The following is a 17,459-nucleotide window of genomic DNA, read 5'->3' as shown; positions in this document are numbered from 1 at the left end:
GCACTACCTTCATCGAAAAATAACCAGCACAGCACATGGCAACTGCTTCCTCTGCTGTGCGACATCTTCGGGTTTACACTTTGCTCCTGTTTACACAAGAGAGTCAGTCGTCCGGGACTTACTCCAACACCCACTCCGCCAACTTCCCCGTCACCTGCGTCATCAACACATTCTCGACATCCCTCGCACCCGCCGCACTGCACTTTGCCAACACCGCCTGCACGATCCCGGCATCGAACTCAAACTGCTTGCCGGTCGCGGCCTTGTACCGGCTGCGCAATTTCTCCAGCTTCGCCAACACAATCCCTTCCAGCGTCGCTTCATCCAGCGGTCGATACGCCACCACCGTCATGCGCGCCAGAAACGCCGGGCGAAAGGCTTTCAGCAGCACGTGATGCAGCACTTCGTTGAAGGCATCGGTGCCCAGTTGAGCGGTCGGTGTGTCGAGCAGCAACTCAGCCCCGACGTTGCTGGTGGCGAGCATTACGGTGTTTTTGAAGTCCACCACCAGCCCGGTGCCGTCTTCCATCACGCCTTTGTCGAAGACGTTGTAGAAAGCTTCGAGCACGTCCGGGTGGGCCTTTTCGATTTCGTCGAGCAGCACCACCGAATAGGGTTTGCGCCGCACCGCTTCGGTGAGTACACCGCCGCTGCCGTAGCCGACGTAGCCGGGTGGGGCGCCTTTGAGTTGGCTGACGGTGTGGGCTTCCTGGTATTCGGAAAGATTGATGCTGATCAGGTTGCGTTCGCCGCCATACAGCGCGTCGGCCAACGCATAGGCGGTTTCGGTTTTGCCCACGCCAGTGGGGCCGACCAGCAGGAACACGCCGACCGGTTTCTGTGGGTCGGTGAGGCCGGCGCGGTAGGCTTGCAGGCGTTGGGCGATGGTGTTCAGCGCGGTGCTCTGGCCCATCACCCGCAGGCCCATGCGCTGGCCGAGGGTGCGTACGGCGTGGGCTTCGTCGGCGAGCATCTTGCCCACCGGGATGCCGGTCCAGCCGGCGATCACCGCAGCCACGGTCTTGCCGTCGACCTGTTCCGGTACCAGCGGATCGTCCTGGCGAATGGCATCCAGCCCAGCCTCCAGGCGCACCAGTTCGGCGGCCAGATGATCGATGTGGCTGTCGGTCGCTTCGTCCGGTTTGTCGTTGTCGGCGCGTTCGCTCAAGGCGAGTAATTCGCGACGGGTTTCCAGCAGTTCGCGCACGGCGACCCGTTCTTCGTTCCAACGGGTTTCCAGCTCGCGAATGGCCTGCACGTTACCCACGGATTCGGTTTCCAGCAGGGTGATGCGTTCACGGTGATCGAGCCCGGTGGCCTGTTCGCGACGCAGGCGTTCGACTTCCTCCTTGAGGCTCTGCTGACGATGGCGCAGGCTTTCCAGCGGTGGCGGCACGTCATGCTGGCCGAGGGCGACCCGGGCACACGCGGTGTCGAGCACGCTGATGGCCTTGTCCGGTAGCTGGCGCCCGGAAATGTAGCGGTGGGACAGTTTCACCGCTTCGTGGATCGCCGCGTCCAGCACCTGCACACCGTGATGCTGTTCCAGTTTCGCAGCCACGCCACGGAGCATTTCTACTGCGGTGATTTCGTCCGGCTCCTCGACTTGCACCAACTGAAATCGACGGGCGAGGGCGGGGTCTTTCTCGAAGTATTTTTTGTACTCAAGCCAGGTGGTCGCGGCCAGGGTGCGCAACTCGCCACGGGCCAGCGCCGGTTTGAGCAGGTTGGCCGCGTCGCTGCCGCCTTCCGCGCCGCCAGCGCCAATCAGGGTATGGGCTTCGTCGATGAACAGAATGATCGGTTTGTCGGCGCTGCGCACCGCGTCGATCACGCCTTTGAGGCGCTGCTCGAACTCGCCCTTGACCCCGGCGCCAGCTTGCAACAGACCGAGGTCGAGTACCCGCAGGCTGACCTCTTGCAGCGACGGCGGTACATCACCGGCGGCAATGCGCAACGCCAGGCCTTCGACCACCGCCGTTTTGCCCACCCCCGGTGCGCCGACCAGGATCGGGTTGTTCTGCCGACGGCGCAGCAGGATGTCGATGCACTGACGAATCTCGCCGTCGCGGCCGACGATGGGGTCGATGCGCCCGGCGTGGGCATCGGCGGTCAGGTCCTGGGTGAACTGGTCGAGCACCGAATCCTGTTTCGGTTGCTGATGGCCGGCACTGACCGGCCGCGTGCCGCCAACGTGTTCGCGCGAGTTTTCGGTCCACTCCAGCAAATTGCTGCGCAAGGCTTCCCGTGGAATTTTCAACAGCGACGAGGCGCTATTGAGCAGCAGGCTGCGACGTTCATCACGGTCGAGCAGGGCCAGCAGCAGCAAGCCAGAGCGGATGCTTTCCAGGCCAAGCACACTGGCCTGAACCACCGCATCTTCAAGCAGGCCGATGGTGTGCGCCGAAAGCGCCGGGGTGCGGGTACTGCCGGATTTGAACAGTTCCAGGGCCTTGTTGATTTCCGCCGTCAGGGCATCGCGCTCCAGGCCGAAACGCGGCAGCAGCCAGGCGAAGTCACCGCCCTCGATGTCCAGCAACTCCAGCAGCAAGTGTTCGATTTCGACGTAATGATGACCCCGTTGCAGGCAGCGCTGCGCGGCCCGTTCGAGGGCGCGGCGGTTGTCCGGGTTGAGGCGTCCGATCAGGCTGGCCAGTTCCATGTTCAGGTGATCTCCAGCTGACGAAGGCGGGTTTCGATCCGTTGCACGGCAAGGCTGGTCTGGCGTTGCAGGCCGCCGTTCCAACTGAGCAAGGGCGGGGCCTGACGACCGAGTTTCATCGGACTGGCACCGCGCACCAACAGCACCAGTGTGCAATCCAGGTCGGGGCCGAAATACAGCGCGCTGAGACTGGCCAGTGCCGGATGGGCTTCACCGTCCGGCAGAAACCGCGCCGCCTGCGCCGAGGTCAGTGGGCCAAGGGTCAGGCGGATGCCGGCGTGTTCATCCCAGACCCGAGTGCCGGCCACCGCGTTACGACCCAGTTGCAGGTTGCGCCCGCCCGGTTGCAGTCGACTGCGACTGGCCGGTGGGATTTCCCGCCAGGCACCTTCATAGGCGCTGAGTTCTACTGGCAGTTCGAAGTGCTCGCGTACGATCGCGGCGAAGCCGGCCAGAGAACGACGACCGTCGGCAAATAGCGCGCTGCACGCCAGTACCGCAGAGTCGGGTACAGCCTGGCGTTCCTGCAAGGCTTTGGGCAACAGCCCGGTCAGGGCTCGCAGTTGCGCTTGCACCGGCGACGCGCCGGGGGCCGTGAAGCCGACGGCGATCCGGTGTTTGCGCATCACCTTGTACAGCAGGCTGAGCAAGCGATGCTGGAACAGATCGAGGAACTCGGCCGGGGCATAGTCCTTGGCGCGGGCCCGTTGTTGCAGCCATTCCTGATAGGCGTAGGGCAGGGGGCCGTCCGGTCCGCCGAGGCCGAACACTGGCGTCGTGAGCGTCGGTGGCTGGTCAGCTTCCTGAGTCAGGCTTTCGATTTCGCTGGCGGAAAACAGCGGCGTCAATGGCCCGCGCAGGCGCAAGGCTTCCGCTTGGGGGGCGGTGCCGCTGCCCAGGGATTCGGCTTGCGGGTGTTCGCGCTCCAGCAGCAACAATGCTTGCAGCAATTGGAACGCCTGCGGATCGCGCCGCAGCTTCTGACTCAGGCTCAGAGGGACAGCGGCATGCCGGCTTGGGGTTGCCATGTCTTGACCTCCTTGTCTGACTGGACCAGAACCGTGCGCACGAAGCGATTGGCCGTGGCATAGAGTGAAAAGAACTGCGCCAGCACCGCTGAGAACAGCACGGCGCTGCTGCCGACGAAATGCTGTGGGTCGAGTTGCAGCCGGACCTCCAGCCCATTGCGCCAGCCGCGCCACGCGTCTTCACCAACATGGGCGATCACCCGTTCGCAGCCGAGGCTTAACAAACCGTCGATTTGCCGCAAGGCGCTGGCCTCGTCACGCAGGTTGTGCAACTGCAGGATTTCCTTGAGGGCATCCAGCGCTTGCGGCCCCTCGACCAGTGACAAATGATTGAGGGTCAGTTGCGACACCAGCCGCCAACGGGATTCGCCATCCAGTCGCGGCAAACTCTGCGGGCTCGGCGGGTTACGCAAACGGGCCCAGGCCACCGGCCCCGGTCGTTCGAAACCCAGGGGCGTGCCGGCCGGCAGGCTCTGGGCCAGATGCCGGTTGGTGCACAGCAGTTCCCCGGTGAGGCTGTATTCGCTGGCCTCGGTCAGCGGATCGAGCCGGGTGTCCACCAGGCTCAGCATCAGGTCGGTGCCCAGCCGATTCGGAGTCATGCCGCTGACCCGTCGCGCATGCCAATAGCATTGTTTGTCGCCGCCGATATGCTGGCTGCCGTAATACGCCGGTACCCGTTGCACGCCATGGCTTGAGCTGGCGCGCATGGCGCGGATGCTGTGGATCTCGACGCTGTTTTCCCGGTGACTGTCGGCGACCAGGCGATACTCGCTGCGGGTGCCGTCCGGGCGCAGGGGCTCCGAGGTTCGTGGAAACAGGTTGATCACCGGTGCGCAGCCCAGGGCGAAGTCGCTGGCCTGAAGGTGCAGGCGGTTGGCCGGGGCGCGGTCGAACACGATGTACAGGTACAGCGTCTGGCTGTCGCTGGCGGCGCCGGTCAATGGAATGTCGAAGAAGTTGAATTTGTCCGGGAATGCAAAGTACTCGGCGAGCAGGCGCATGCCCGGATGCACACCATCCTCGTCCGGCAACAGCACTTCGTCGCTGGCAAAACCGACGATCTGCGGCAGCCCGGCCAGCATGACCGGCACGCTGCCGACCGGTCCGGCCAGCACCTTCACCGCGTGGGCACCGAGCAGGTCATACAGGCAGGCGTTGATCACCGGCGAGGCGGCCAGGTGCACGCGTAATTGTTTGATGGCCAGCGTCGACCACTGGCTTTCACCAAGGCAACGCAGGCTCAGGCGCAGGGCCGAACGCGCCTGCGCCACACCGGTCAGGGCCTGTGCTTCATCGCTGCCCAGCAGCAGCGCTTCGTTGATTTCCACCGGCCACAGTCGAACCGCAGCGCTGGTGCGAAAGTGGATGCTCTCGCCTTTGCTGGTGGTGACGAATAGCGGTGTGTCGCGGGGCAATGGATAACCATCGTTCAGGTTGCCCTTGCTCGGGTCCGGCTCGAACTGCACGATCGCGCAGGACGGCAGCGGCCGCATGGCCAACGGGTAAAGCTGTTCGAGCAAGGCGTCGCTGAATTCGGCGTAGTCGTCATCGAGCCGCCGTTGCAAGCGTGCCGCGAGCAGGGCGAAACCTTCGAGCAGTCGTTCGACATGCGGGTCGGGGCATTCACCGGGCGACAGTTCCAGGCGTCTGGCGACCTTGGGATAACGCTCGGCAAAAATGCTCCCGGCGTGGCGCAGCCAGGTCAGTTCGCGTTGGTAGTAATCGAGCAGTTGCGGGTCAATCGAGTCGCTCATGACGCACCTCAAGACCATGGCTGGCCTTCTCGATGACAAAGGCCACGGGCCAGTGCTGCTGGCCGCTGCGTAACTCGCCCACCAGCCGAATGCTCAATTGCTGCGGATGGCCGGGGACCGGATTGACCTGGACCTCGCCCAGTTGCAGGCGCGGTTCGAAATGGCTGATGGCTTCGCGGATTTCCCGCGCCAACTGACGACGGTCATCGCTGCGCTGCTGTTGCAAGGCAGTCCAGTCAGCGATGCCGTAGTCGAGAATGCTCGGCGGGGAGGTCAGCGGACGTGAGCCGCGTCGGGTATTGAACAGGCGCAGCAATTCCGTGTGCACCGAGTCGAGCAGCCCCTGGCGATCGAACACCTGCACGGTGTCGACCTCGCTGGCGGCGAGGCGCTCGAACAACGGTGGGAGCATGCCGGTACCTGCCATGACCGACGCGTCCGCTTACTTGACGAGCTTGTTGGCGGCCATGTCCCAGGTCGAGGCGGCCGTGCCTTCCTTGGTGCCGTCGTCTTTCTGGGCGGTGAGCTCCCACTTGATCTTGGTGAAGTTCAGAGAAATGGTTTCCACCGGTTTGCCACCCGTGCCGCCGCTGACGCTGACGTTGGACAGCACCACGTTGGTCAGGGTGTAGATGATGAACGGCATCAGCTTACCGCTGCCTTCGGCGGCATTACGGCCGATGGTGATCTTGGCTTCCGGGATCGGTTTGCCGGCGCAGCAATATTCGTTGAGGGAAGGCGTCGAGCTGTCGACGAACTTGGTCAGGGTGAACTCGCCGATGTGCGGCTTGCCGGAGGTGCGCTCCGAGTTGCTGACGTCATTGGTCACCTGCATCGCCACGTTGTGGCTGTAGGACATGACTTCGATCTTGTCCTTGTAACCCTCAAGCAAGCTATCGCCTTTGATGTCGCCGCCGAGGTCGAGAATGATTGCATCCATCGCATGAAACTCCTGAAAGTAATCGTGCTAGATAAGCAGGGGAATCCCGCCGGGTTGACCCCGACGGGAGGCAGGTCAGGCTGCTACCGGTGGCGGCAGGGTCGCGACCAGACGGATCGACGCGGTCAGTTCCTCAAGCTGGAAGTGCGGCCGCAGGAACACCGTGGCCTTGTAGGCTCCGGGCTTGCCGGCGACCTCGGTCACATCCACCCGGGCTTCACGCAACGGGTACTGCGCCTTGATCTCTTGCGGCGCGTTGTCGTTGATCAGCACGTAGTCGGCAATCCAGTTGTTAAGGTAGGTCTGCACATTGTCGCGGGTCATGAAACTGCCGACTTTGTCGCGCATGATCACCTTCAGGTAGTGCGCGAAACGCGAGGCCGCGAGCACGTACGGCAGCATCGCCGAAATCCGCGCGTTGGCGTTCGCCTCGTTGGTGTTGTAGAGCTTGGACTTGTTGGTGGTCTGGCCGCCGAAGAACACCGCCACGTCGCTGTTCTTCTTGTGGCACAGGGCGATGAAGCCGAGGTCGTTGAGCTCTTTCTCGCGACGGTCGGTGATCGCCACTTCGGTCGGGCATTTGAGCGACAGGTCGCCGGAGGTTGTACGGAAGGTATGGGCCGGCAGGCCTTCCACCGCACCACCGCCTTCGGCACCGCGAATCGCCGCGCACCAGCCGTATTTGGCGAAGGCTTCGGTGATCCGTTGCGACAAGGCCCACGCGGCATTGCCCCACAGGTATTTGCCGTGGTCGCTGCCGTTGACGTCTTCGACGTAGTTGATGCCTTCCACCGGCGATGTGTCAGGACCGTAAGGCAGGCGCAGCAGGAAGTGCGGCAGCACCAGCGATACGTAGCGCGAATCTTCGCTTTCACGGAACGAGCGCCACTTGATCAGCTCCTGGCTCTCGAACACTTTCGACAGATCCCGTGGCACGGCCAGTTCGGTGAAGCTGTTCATGTCGAACAACCGAGGGCTGGCGGCGGCAATGAATGGTGCATGGGCAGCCGCCGCGACGTTCGACAGTTTCTCCAGCAGGCCGATGTCCTGCGGGTGCCGGCCGAAGGTGTAGTCACCCACCAGCAGGCTGAACGGATGGCCGCCGAAGGTGCCGTATTCCTCTTCGTAGATCTTCTTGAACAGTGCACTCTGGTCGAACTCGACGGCTTTTTCCAGATCGTTCTGCAGCTCTTTCTGGGTCACGTTGAGCAGGCGCAGTTTCAGCCGGGAACTGGTCTCGGTGTTCTTTACCAACAAGTGCAGGCCGCGCCAGGAGGCTTCAAGTTTCTGCAGGTCCGGGTGGTGCAGCACTTCGTTCAGTTGAGCGCTGATCAGCTCGTCGATCTGGCTGATGCGGTCGTTGATCATCGCTACGGTGTCCTTGTCGACGGCCATGCCTTCGTCGAGGACCTGGGTGGCGAATTCCGCGAGCATGTCGCGGGCATAATCCTGTTGGCTGTCGTCATGGGCCATGCGGCCTTTGGCGATTATTTCATCGAGCAAGGACAAGGTCTCGGTCGTACTGTCACTGGCTTGGGTCTGGGCGGCGGATGAGGCGGGCATGGCAAAATTCTCCCTGGATGGATGAGCGATCAGGCTTGCGGTTCAGCCGGTGCTTCGCTGTCGCCAGCAGGAGCGGGAGCGGCGGTGTCCGGACGGGCCGATTTGATCTCTTGCAGTCCCTCGGTGTTGGCAATGACGTCACGCAGCAGCTTGTCCAGATCATCGTTGCCATCGAGTTTGGTCAGCAGGTCGCGCAGACGTTGACGCGCTTCGAACAGGCGCCGCAGCGGAGTGACTTGCTCGACCACTTTGACCGGATCGAAGTCATCGATGTGTTTGAAGTTGAGCTCGATGTTGAGCTTGCTGTCGTCGCCGCTGAGGGTGTTGTTGACCTGCAAGGTGGCGCGCGGGCCGATCGAGGCGAGGACTTCATTGAAGTTATCGCGGTCGATTTCGGTGAAACGCCGTTCATTCAATTTCGGGAGTGGTTCGAGAGGCTTGCCGGAGAGGTCGGCAAGAATACCGACAACCAACGGCAATTCTTTCTTCTCGATCGCGTTGCCGATTTCGACGTCGTAGGTGATTTGCACCCGGGGTGGGCGAACCCTGTCTAGCTTGTGCTGAGTACTTTCTGCCATGGTGGCTGACTCCGATGCATGAGGCGGGAGCAATGCATCGGGAGGCCCGTTTCATCGCATTCCCTTACTGGACCGTAGGTTAGAAAGGGAGGGCAGAGGACCTGTCATTCCTTTGACGAACCTTCCACATTCGTCGTGCCGACCGAACTACCCAAGACGCTAGAACAGGTCTATAAAAAAGCAAACGAAAAACGTTTTTGGACCGTGTCGAGAAAAGGAAAATTCATTTTGTACGCACGTCTTTTTTCTTTGCTTGTGCTCCTGTCGTTCGCCGGGTGTTCGTTGTTCGGGCCTCGCGTCGATCTCGATAGCCTGACGCTGGACGTCGCGCCCCGCGCCAACGACGACACGCCGATAGCGGTGGACTTCATTGCGGTGAACGACGCGGACCTGCTCAAGCAATTGTCGGGCATCACCGCCCGCCAGTGGTTCGCCGAACGTGAGCAGTATCAGCGCGACTACCGACAGCTGATGGCGGTCTGGGGACTGGAGCTGGTGCCGGGTCAATTCATCGATAAACAACCCTTCCCGCTGGGGGGCACGCGGGCGGCTGGACTTTTAGTCTTCGCCAGCTATAACACACCCGGAGCACACCGGTTGCGGCTGGACGATCAAAGCAACGCCTGGCTCAAGTTCGACAGTCGCGAGATGACACTGGTCAGCGACCACCCGAACTGAACACCGGGGGATTAAGGCGCGTAAACAGACATGTAGGAGCCAGGCCGCCATTGGTGCGGCGTCACGAGAGGTCGAAAGGAATCGTATGAGTCTGCTTCCTGACGCGGTTTGCTGGCATGAGGGCATGCAGTTGCTGCCCCAGCATTTTCAGTTGCAAGGGCTGCGGGCCGAGGCGTTGGTGGCGCATTTCGCCCAGGCGTGTAATCCGTGGTTCTGGGGCGTGACCCGCGTTGAATTCGATCCCTCGGCACTGAGTGCCGGGCTGGTGCGCCTGCTCAATTTGCAGGCGACGATGGCGGACGGTTTGCCGGTCAATCTGCAGGCTGGTGTCGGGCCGATGCTGGAGCTCGACGTCAGTGAGGCGATCGATGCCACGGACAATGCCACCATCACCGTTTACCTGGCGGTCAGCCCGCTATGGCGTGCCGGTCAGTTGCTGCCGCTCAAGGGGCGATTGCAGTCCGTCGTCGGCGACGCATTGCCGGACCTCACCAGCGGCGAGTCCCCCGAATCGATCACGGTCTGGCGTCCGAACCCGCGTTTGTGCACGCAGCTGAACAAGGCCGATTCCGTCTGCCTGCCGCTGCTGAGAATTCGCAAGGAGGGCGGCGGCTTTCTTGCGTTGCCTTACACACCGCCGACGCCGTGCCTGTTGCCCGAGTCGGTGGTGGGCCGGCGCGTGGCGGGACTGTGTGCCAGGGCGCGGGAGAAATGCATGTTCCTCGCCGGTCGTTTGCGCCAGGCGCAGCAGGCTGGTAATCAGGATGACGCGATGGAAATTCGGCGTCAGTTGACGGCGCTGTGGGCGCGACTGCCGGAAGTCGAAGGTCTGCTGAACAGTCGCGTGGCCACGCCGCAGGCGCTGTATGGCTTGTTGCTCGGGTTGGCCGGAGCCTGGTCGGCGCTCGATCCATTGGCGGGTGTTCCGCCGTTCGCCCCGCTGGATTTTCTGGAGTTGCAGCGCGGCTACGAAGCGGTGCTCGACTGGCTGGAAAAGACCCTCGAACTGATCCGCGCCGGCTATCGCAGCCTGGCGTTCGAGCGCAACGAACAATCCTTCTCGATTCAATTGCCCGACGACCAACCGAGCCAACGGCTGGTCATCGGTTTGCGCATGCCCAATGGCGCCAGCGAGCAGGCCGCCAGCGAATGGCTGAGCGGAGCGATCATCGCCTCGCAGCCGCACATCCCGTTGCTCAGCCGTCAGCGCATGAGCGGTTTGTCCCATCAGGCCATGAGTCGCAATGAGCAAGTGGCCTACGGCGTCGGCGACGATACGCGGTTGTTCGTGGTGACGGCCGAAGGCCAATGGTTCGACGGGCAGTTGCCGTTACTGATTGCCGCACCGGCTTCCAGGCTGGCCAGCAGTCCATGGCAAGTGGTGTTGTTTGTGGCCCAGGCGAGTGAAAGTGCTTGATCGAGGAAGGAACGTCATATGTCTGAGGGGAATGCCGGGACAGGTACACGAGGCCTCAACGAAGCGCCGCTGAGCAGTGCTTTTCGCCAGGCCTGGCAGCAATGGTCCCAGGACTGGAGCCAGTTGCCCAAGGACAGCGAAGACGAAGCGCTGGTGGAAGCGGTGGTCGAACTCTCCACGCAAATCTCCCAACGACTCTGGCGAACGGCTTTTGCCAAAGTCGGTGACGCCGCCACCGAGCAAGTCAAAGCACTGGTGTATGCCTTTGTCGCGCTGGTCGATGAAACCTTGCTGTTCACGTCATGGCCGGGCCAGTCAGCCTGGCAGGAAAAACCCCTGGAATCGCGAATGTACGCCAGCCGTCAAGCCGGCGAGCGGATACCGTCAGCGATCAAGGAACTGCTGGATGAGCAGCTTCCCACCACGCGCGATCTGGCCAATGTCTATTTGCAGTGCCTGGTGCTGGGTTTTCAAGGGCGTCTGCGGGGCGAACAGAATCAGGCCCAGCATGAGAAATGGCGCCTGGCGCTGTTCACCTTTGCCTGGCAGCACGAGGCGGATTATGCCGACGTCAGTGCCCGGCTCGAACAACCTTCGGCGGTGACGCCACTGCAATTGCCGGTGCGTCTTTCGTTGCCCGATGGCTTTCGCCTGGGGTTGGGAATTCTTGCCGTGGTCCTGCTGCTGACCGGGTTGGGGCAGTTGTTCTGGCGTGACATTCGTCAGGAGCTCGAACCGGTCTTGCAACTGACCGATTCGGTGGCCACCTCGGAGCAAGACTCATGAGCACGCTGGGGATTATCGGCCTGATCATCGTCGTGCTGTTGGTGCTGGCGATCGTCGCCGTGGCGGTCTGGTGGTTGCGCACGCAAAGCGGGGCGGCGATCCGCAGTTTTTACCTGGCGGTGCGGCAGATGGAGCAGGAGCAGGGCACCCAGGATCGTTACCAGATTCCCTGGCTGCTGATGCTCGGCAACGAGACTCAGGGCACGCAGTTGTGCACCCAGTGGCGCTTGCAGCCCACCGACAAACCGAGCTGGTTCGGTCGCTGGTGGTCGGACCCCGAAGGGGCGGTCCTGGTGGTGCCCCAGGCGCTGTTTTTGCCGGATGAAGGCATGCACCTGCAACGGGGTGGCTGGTGGCGCTTGCTGGGTTTGATCCTGCGCTTGCGCAGTCAGCGTCCGCTGGACGGCGTGATCTGGACGGTGCCGATCAGTCGGCTGGGCAATGCCGAGCAGGCGGCGGCCCTCGGCCTGGCGGCGCGTCGACGTTTTATCGATCTATTGCAGCGCTTCGGTTTGAGCCTGCCGGTGTACGTGGTCGTTACCGGCATGGAAGAGTTGCCGGGTTTTCAGGAGTTGATTAGCGCGCTGCCGGTCGAGGCTCGCGAACGTACGCTCGGCTGGTCCTCACCCCACGGGCCCGATGCGGTGTGGCAGGCGCAATGGAGCGATCAGGCGCTGGATCAGGTCAACCGGGCCCTGGCGGAATCGATCATCGAAATCGGCGCCTTGTCCGGGCAGTTGAGCGTCGATCTGTATGGCTTGCCGGAACGCTTCGAAACCTTGCGGCGCAATCTGCAATCCTTGCTGGAACCGGTTTTTCAGGGTAATGCGCAAGGCGAGGCGCCACGTTTTCGCGGTGTCTATTTCACCGCCAACCAGCCCTCGGACGACAGCGCTGACGGGTTTTCGGCCTACGACACCGGCTTGCAGCAGAGTGCTTTCGCCCGGCAACTGTGGCAGCGGCGGGTGGTCGCCGAGCGCGGTCTGGCTCAGGTGGTGCCGCGTCTGTTACGCCTGCGTCAGCGCTGGCAGCGCGTGACGGGTGGGGTGGCGCTGGTGGTCGCGCTGCTCTGGGGCGCTGGCATGCTGTGGGTCTGGCAGGACTCGGAAAAGGATGCCCATGAGTTGTCGCGCCTGATGCAAGGGGCGCAGAAAAATTACGTGGCGATCACGGATGAATCTCATCGGCTGGAGGCAACCCGACGCAACGTCCAGGGATTCTGGCGGGTGCTGGAAAAGGCGCCGCGCTGGCGCTTCACCTCGGTGGTGTTTCCGACCTCCTGGTTCTCCTCGCTGGATGCGCAGTTGGAGAACGAATTGCGCCTGACCGCACATAGTCACTTGTTGTTGCCGCTGCGCGATCTGTTGAGCGCGGATCTGGCGCAACTCAAGACCATTCGCAATACCGAACGACGGGGCAACGTCGAAAGCGAAGACCCGGCCCAATGGCAAAACTACGTCAAGGCCACGGAGCTGGTCGAGCGTGCGGTGAGTCTGGAGCAGCAGAACCAGTGGTTCAGTCAGGCGCTGAACAACACCAAGGCACCGCTCGAAGACCTGGTGTTGCTGAGCAACAACGCCCTGTCGCTGAACCTCAACGCCGGCACCTTGCACCGCGCCGGTTTTTACAACCGGGCGCTGCTGGATGCCGACAACAACGAGTTGAAACCGCTGGACCTGACCATCGAGCGCGCACAGATCGAGGAAAACTTCCTCGGGCTCATGGAGCGCTGGCTGGACCAGTATTTCCTTGCCGATAACTTTGTCCGCCAGGCCGGTTATCTGCGCTTGCACCTGGAGCGGCTGGAGGTTGGCAGCGGCAATTCCCTCACCGAGCTGGAAGATCTGCGGGCGCTGATCGACGACCTGCAAGCGCTGGTCAGCTTGACCAACTCGGCGTGGAGCCGGGGCAAGGGACAGGATCTGGTGCCCGGTTACCGGGCGATGATGGACAAGGTGCGCCAAAGCACATTGCTTGGCCCGCAGGTCGAGCAGCAACTGGATCAACAGGCGTCGAAGCTGCAACAGAGCTTTCGTGACCAGTGGATCACCCAGGCCGGGGCCAGGGACAATTTGCTGATTCAGCAAGGCAGCGGGCAACTGGTCTTGCAAGAGCATGTGGTGCAGTTGAACAACGCGGTGCAGGCGCTGTTCAAGCGCGATTTTGTCGCCATCGCCTTACAGGCGGATCAGTCCGACGTCCCGGACGGGCGGGGGCGCGGTGTTGATGGCGACGATCTCGACAGTGCGCTGAACTACTTCGCCAGTTACAAGAGTTATGCCGCCGAAGAGCTGCCGCGCATCCCCCCGGCGTATCGTGGCGCGTTGCTGCAAGCGGCCGAAGGCGCGGTGGTCAAGGCCATGTTGTCGAGCCTGCGCGAGCACAATGCGCAGGTCCACAGTGGTGTATTCAATGTGCAGGCTACCCAGGCGATTGCCTTGCAAAAGGCCTTTGTCGAAGTGCGCCGCAGCGATCTGGCCACGCGTTTGCAAACCGCCTTGAACCGCCGCGCCCTGGCCGACATCGTCAGTGGCCTCGATGAAATCGTCGCCCAGCCTCTGTTCAGCGGGCGCACCGAAATCAGCCAGTGGGACGGCTCGAAAAACTTCGGCCTGCAACTGTACGGCGCCAATGACGTGCAGGATCTGAAACTGAGCCTCAAGCAGCAGTTCAACACCATGCTCGGCATCACCGAACGCCGCACTTCGGCGCTGGAATGGCTGAAAGTCCAGCAACAGAACCTCTCGGCGCTGGATTACGAACGGGTGACGCAGTTCAGTGCGCTCAACGATGAACTGCTCAAATACAAAGAACAGAACCCCGCCAGTTCGCCAGCGCAGATCGAGCAGTTGGTGAGCCGCGACTTCGTCGAAATGGACGTCGCGTCCTGCGGGCAGATTCTGCAAACCGCCAACCTGTCCGGCGGGCGCGGAACCTTGGCGTTGCGGGCGGTGGATTTGCAACAAACCGCCATGCAACGTTGCCAGTTCCTGCAACAGCAGCAGGCGGCGGCAGCCTGGAATGAACTGGCCAATTATTTCAACCAGTACCTGGCAGAGCGCTTTCCGTTTGCCAATGGCTTGCAGGCCAGCGACGCCGATCCGGCCCGGGTCCAGCATTTGCTGGAGCTGATCGACAAGCGTTTGCCGGTGGCGCAGGCCGGATTGGCTCTGAGCCAGACCCCGGAACGCCTGGCCGCCGAGGACTTTCTCAATCGCCTGAAGCAAGCCAGCACCTGGCTGGGGCCGATGTTCGTGCGCGACAAGAGCGGCGTGCTGGGGGTGGAGATGGACGTGCGCTGGCGCACCGATCGGGAGGAAGAGCGCGGTGCCGACCAGGTGATTGCCTGGGGCTTGAACGCTGGCAATCAACAGATCAGCTACCCCGGCGAGGCTCAGCAGAACCTGCGCTGGATGGTCGGCCAACCAGTCCGGCTGACCTTGCGCTGGGCCAGAAACGGCTATCAACGTCCGGCCAACGATCCGTTGCAGCCGAGCCTGGTAGTGCGGGATCTGGAAGCGGGTTGGGAGTACAGCGGTCCGTGGTCGCTGTTGCGCTTGATGCGTTCGCACATGTCGGTGCAACGTCAACCCAGCATGGACTACACGGATTTTCCGTTGACCTTGCGCCTGCCGGTGACCACGCAGGCCAGCGCAGCAGAGCAAACCCTGATGTTTGTGCGCCTGTCGTTGATGACCCAGGGCTCGAAATTGCCGTTGTCCATCCAGCCCTTGCCGACCCGGGCCCCGCGTTCACCGTTCCTGGTGACGCGGTCGACCGCGGCCATTGAGTCCCATGAGGAGGGCCTGTGAATCAACCTTCAACACCGTTGCCGGAACTGATTGCGCAACTGCTCGAACCAATCAGCAGGGAGGCGCCTTGTGGTCAGGATTTGCGTTATGAACCCGAGTTCGACCGGTTGCGCGAACTGCGCCGCGAGGATGACACCAGTTTGCCGACGGGGGTGTGGCAGTCGTCGATCAAGCGCGCCCAGTGGCCGGAGCTGGAAAAACTGGCCACGAGCCTGCTGCTCGAGCGCAGCAAGGATTTGATGCTCAGCGCTTGGCTGGGGGAGGCCTGGCTGCATCAGGACGGGCTCGATGGGTTGCCGGGCAGCCTGGCGCTGGTGGCTGGGTTGTGCGAACGCTATCCCGAACACCTGCACCCACAGGCTGAGGATGGCGACCTGTCGTGGCGAGTGATACCGCTGGAATGGTTGGCTCGACGCTACGCTGAAGTGTTGCTGACCCGAGTGCCGTTGTTCGAACCGCACAACCACGAATTCGACGGCTTCTGTCTGGACGCCTGGCGCCGGTTGCAGTTGCAACAGGTGCAGGGCAGCGACAGTAAAGCGGCCAAGACCTCGGCCGAGAACGCGCGCAACGAACAGAAAAAAATCACCGAACAGATTCGTGCCACACCGTTGTCATTCTGGTTGCGCAGCCAGGGCAGTCTGCTGCTCAGTCAGCAGCACTTGCAGCGCCTGGAGGTGTGGAGCGACGCTTTTCTCGGGAATCAGGCCCCAGGCTTCAAGGCGCTGCAGGACGTGATCGACGCGTTGTTGACCCTGGTTCAGGAGTTTATCGCCATGCATCCACGAAAACCGACCCCGGCGCCTCCGGTCGAAACGCCAGTGGTGGCTGCATCGAGCCCCAGCTCGACCGCCGCGCCTGAAGTCCTTGCAGTGCCCCAGGTGTTCAGCGAACCGGCGAATCGTGAAGAGGCGTACCGGCAATTGCTGCTGATCGCCGAGTACCTGGCGCGCACCGAACCCCACAGTCCGGTGCCCTATCTGATCAAGCGGGGTGTGGAGTGGGGCAACAAGCCCCTGAGCGAGCTGCTGGGCGAACTGATCAGCGCCGATGCCGAATCCCGACGACTCTGGACACTGTTGGGCGTTCTTTAGTGGTTGAGTCGGGTGGCTGCCGACGGCGGCGGTAACGCAATAGGCGTCAGTACCGGTTGACCGGAAAAAAACGCCGTCAGATTTTTGCCGGCCAGTTCGACGGTGCCCTGGGTGGCCTCCGGGGACAATCCGGCGACATGCGGGGTCAGAATCACGTTGGCCAACCCCTTGAGGGCGTCCGGTACCTGGGGTTCGTGGTCGAACACATCCAGCGCGGCGCCGGCGATCCGCCGCTGTTCGAGCGCGCTGATCAGGTCTGCCGTGACGACCACACTGGCCCGGGCGATGTTGACGAGGAACCCGTTGGGCCCCAAGGCATCCAGTACCTGTCGGTTGATCAGGTGTTGGGTGCCGATCCCGCCCGGAGTGGCGACTATCAGAAAGTCCGAATGACGTGCCAGCTCGGTAGGCGTCGAGCAATAGCTGTAGGGGACGTCGCTGCGATGTTGGCGGTTATGGTAACTCACCCTCATATCGAAGCCGTTGGCGGCACGTTTGGCGATAGCGAGGCCAACCGCACCAAGGCCGAGGATGCCTATGTGTTTGCCAGTCAGGGAAGGGCGCATGATTTTCGGCCATTCGCCCCGACGGACGGCAGCATCGGCCCGAGGAATGTCACGGACCAGTGCCAGCAGCAATGCCATGGCGTGATCGGCGACGGAAGAAGCATTGACGCCAGCGCCGTTGGTCACGGTGATCCCCCGGTTGACGGCGGCTTGCAGGTCGACGTGTTCGTAACCGGCGCCGATCACGCAGATGATCTTGAGGTTGGGCAGGGCGGCGATTTCATCGGCGTACAGGCCCAACGGGCCACGGGTCAGCACCGCATCGATCTGGTTGCCCTGTCGGGCAATGGCAGCGGCGCGCTCGGCCGGGGTTGGGGCCAGGATCAAATGAAACCCTTGGTGTTCGAGAATCGGCAGGTATTCATTGATGGTTTCAACCAGTACCAGAACGGTTGCGGTCATGCTGGGCTCCTGTGGGCAGCGCAGTGTCGGGGCTCGAACGTCGCGTCAGATTGCTGACTCCAGAGCGGATTGGCAATGGTCAGCAGTCATAGGCTATTGGTTGGCAAGCACCCGTGCAGGGGGTGGCGATTCCGGCGAGCTTCTTAGATACAACACTAGATCAGAGCGCGGCAGAT

At 62.3% G+C, this 17,459-nt stretch carries 13 protein-coding genes; 5 read left to right on the top strand and 8 right to left on the bottom strand.

Annotated elements, in window-relative coordinates:
- Positions 1–118: 118 nt before the first annotated feature.
- The 7 genes from tssH to tssB form a co-directional block, all read right to left on the bottom strand.
- Positions 119–2,662, bottom strand: coding sequence for a type VI secretion system ATPase TssH (gene tssH / locus AC30D7_RS22180; protein WP_490135482.1), 2,544 nt, complete (start codon positions 2,660–2,662; stop codon positions 119–121).
- A gap of 2 nt (positions 2,663–2,664) precedes the next feature.
- Positions 2,665–3,690: a type VI secretion system baseplate subunit TssG gene (tssG, locus tag AC30D7_RS22175; RefSeq protein ID WP_019579361.1), complete on the bottom strand. Its 1,026-nt coding sequence runs from the start codon at positions 3,688–3,690 to the stop codon at positions 2,665–2,667.
- Entirely contained in the window at positions 3,654–5,447 is a 1,794-nt protein-coding gene (gene tssF / locus AC30D7_RS22170) for a type VI secretion system baseplate subunit TssF (protein ID WP_490135481.1), read from the bottom strand. The genes tssG and tssF overlap by 37 nt, the downstream gene beginning before the upstream one ends.
- Positions 5,431–5,874: a type VI secretion system baseplate subunit TssE gene (tssE, locus tag AC30D7_RS22165; RefSeq protein WP_258668705.1), complete on the bottom strand. Its 444-nt coding sequence runs from the start codon at positions 5,872–5,874 to the stop codon at positions 5,431–5,433. The genes tssF and tssE overlap by 17 nt, the downstream gene beginning before the upstream one ends.
- 15 nt (positions 5,875–5,889) lie before the next feature.
- On the bottom strand, positions 5,890–6,387 hold the full coding sequence (locus tag AC30D7_RS22160; RefSeq protein ID WP_018929664.1) for an Hcp family type VI secretion system effector: 498 nt from the start codon (positions 6,385–6,387) through the stop codon (positions 5,890–5,892).
- A 75-nt stretch (positions 6,388–6,462) separates the two neighbouring features.
- Positions 6,463–7,950 (bottom strand): type VI secretion system contractile sheath large subunit, encoded by a 1,488-nt coding sequence (tssC, locus tag AC30D7_RS22155; protein WP_349747298.1) that lies wholly within the window; start codon positions 7,948–7,950, stop codon positions 6,463–6,465.
- A gap of 29 nt (positions 7,951–7,979) precedes the next feature.
- Positions 7,980–8,528 carry a type VI secretion system contractile sheath small subunit gene (gene tssB / locus AC30D7_RS22150; RefSeq protein WP_026331704.1) on the bottom strand — a complete coding sequence of 183 codons (549 nt, stop codon included), beginning with the start codon at positions 8,526–8,528 and terminating at the stop codon, positions 7,980–7,982.
- 228 nt (positions 8,529–8,756) lie between these two features.
- Between tssB and AC30D7_RS22145 the strand changes: the two genes are divergently transcribed.
- From AC30D7_RS22145 to tssA, 5 genes are all read left to right on the top strand, one after another.
- Complete coding sequence (locus AC30D7_RS22145) at positions 8,757–9,206, top strand: type VI secretion protein (RefSeq protein WP_490135480.1); 450 nt, start codon at positions 8,757–8,759, stop codon at positions 9,204–9,206.
- 85 nt (positions 9,207–9,291) lie between these two features.
- Positions 9,292–10,623: a type VI secretion system baseplate subunit TssK gene (gene tssK / locus AC30D7_RS22140; RefSeq protein WP_490135479.1), complete on the top strand. Its 1,332-nt coding sequence runs from the start codon at positions 9,292–9,294 to the stop codon at positions 10,621–10,623.
- An 18-nt stretch (positions 10,624–10,641) separates the two neighbouring features.
- A complete protein-coding gene (locus AC30D7_RS22135; RefSeq protein ID WP_490135478.1) occupies positions 10,642–11,409 on the top strand; it encodes a DotU family type IV/VI secretion system protein in 768 nt (255 codons plus the stop codon).
- A complete protein-coding gene (locus AC30D7_RS22130; protein ID WP_490135477.1) occupies positions 11,406–15,221 on the top strand; it encodes a type VI secretion system protein in 3,816 nt (1,271 codons plus the stop codon). The genes AC30D7_RS22135 and AC30D7_RS22130 overlap by 4 nt, the downstream gene beginning before the upstream one ends.
- Positions 15,218–16,315 (top strand): type VI secretion system protein TssA, encoded by a 1,098-nt coding sequence (gene tssA, locus AC30D7_RS22125; RefSeq protein WP_490135476.1) that lies wholly within the window; start codon positions 15,218–15,220, stop codon positions 16,313–16,315. The genes AC30D7_RS22130 and tssA overlap by 4 nt, the downstream gene beginning before the upstream one ends.
- Here the strand turns inward: tssA and AC30D7_RS22120 are convergent.
- Positions 16,312–17,283 carry a 2-hydroxyacid dehydrogenase gene (locus AC30D7_RS22120; protein ID WP_490135475.1) on the bottom strand — a complete coding sequence of 324 codons (972 nt, stop codon included), beginning with the start codon at positions 17,281–17,283 and terminating at the stop codon, positions 16,312–16,314. The two genes, tssA and AC30D7_RS22120, sit on opposite strands and share 4 nt — an antisense overlap.
- Positions 17,284–17,459: the final 176 nt, after the last annotated feature.

The organism is Pseudomonas sp. DF5 (assembly GCF_058148225.1).
The sequence above is the reverse complement of the archived record's forward strand: the minus strand, read 5'-3'. Positions and strand labels throughout refer to the sequence as shown.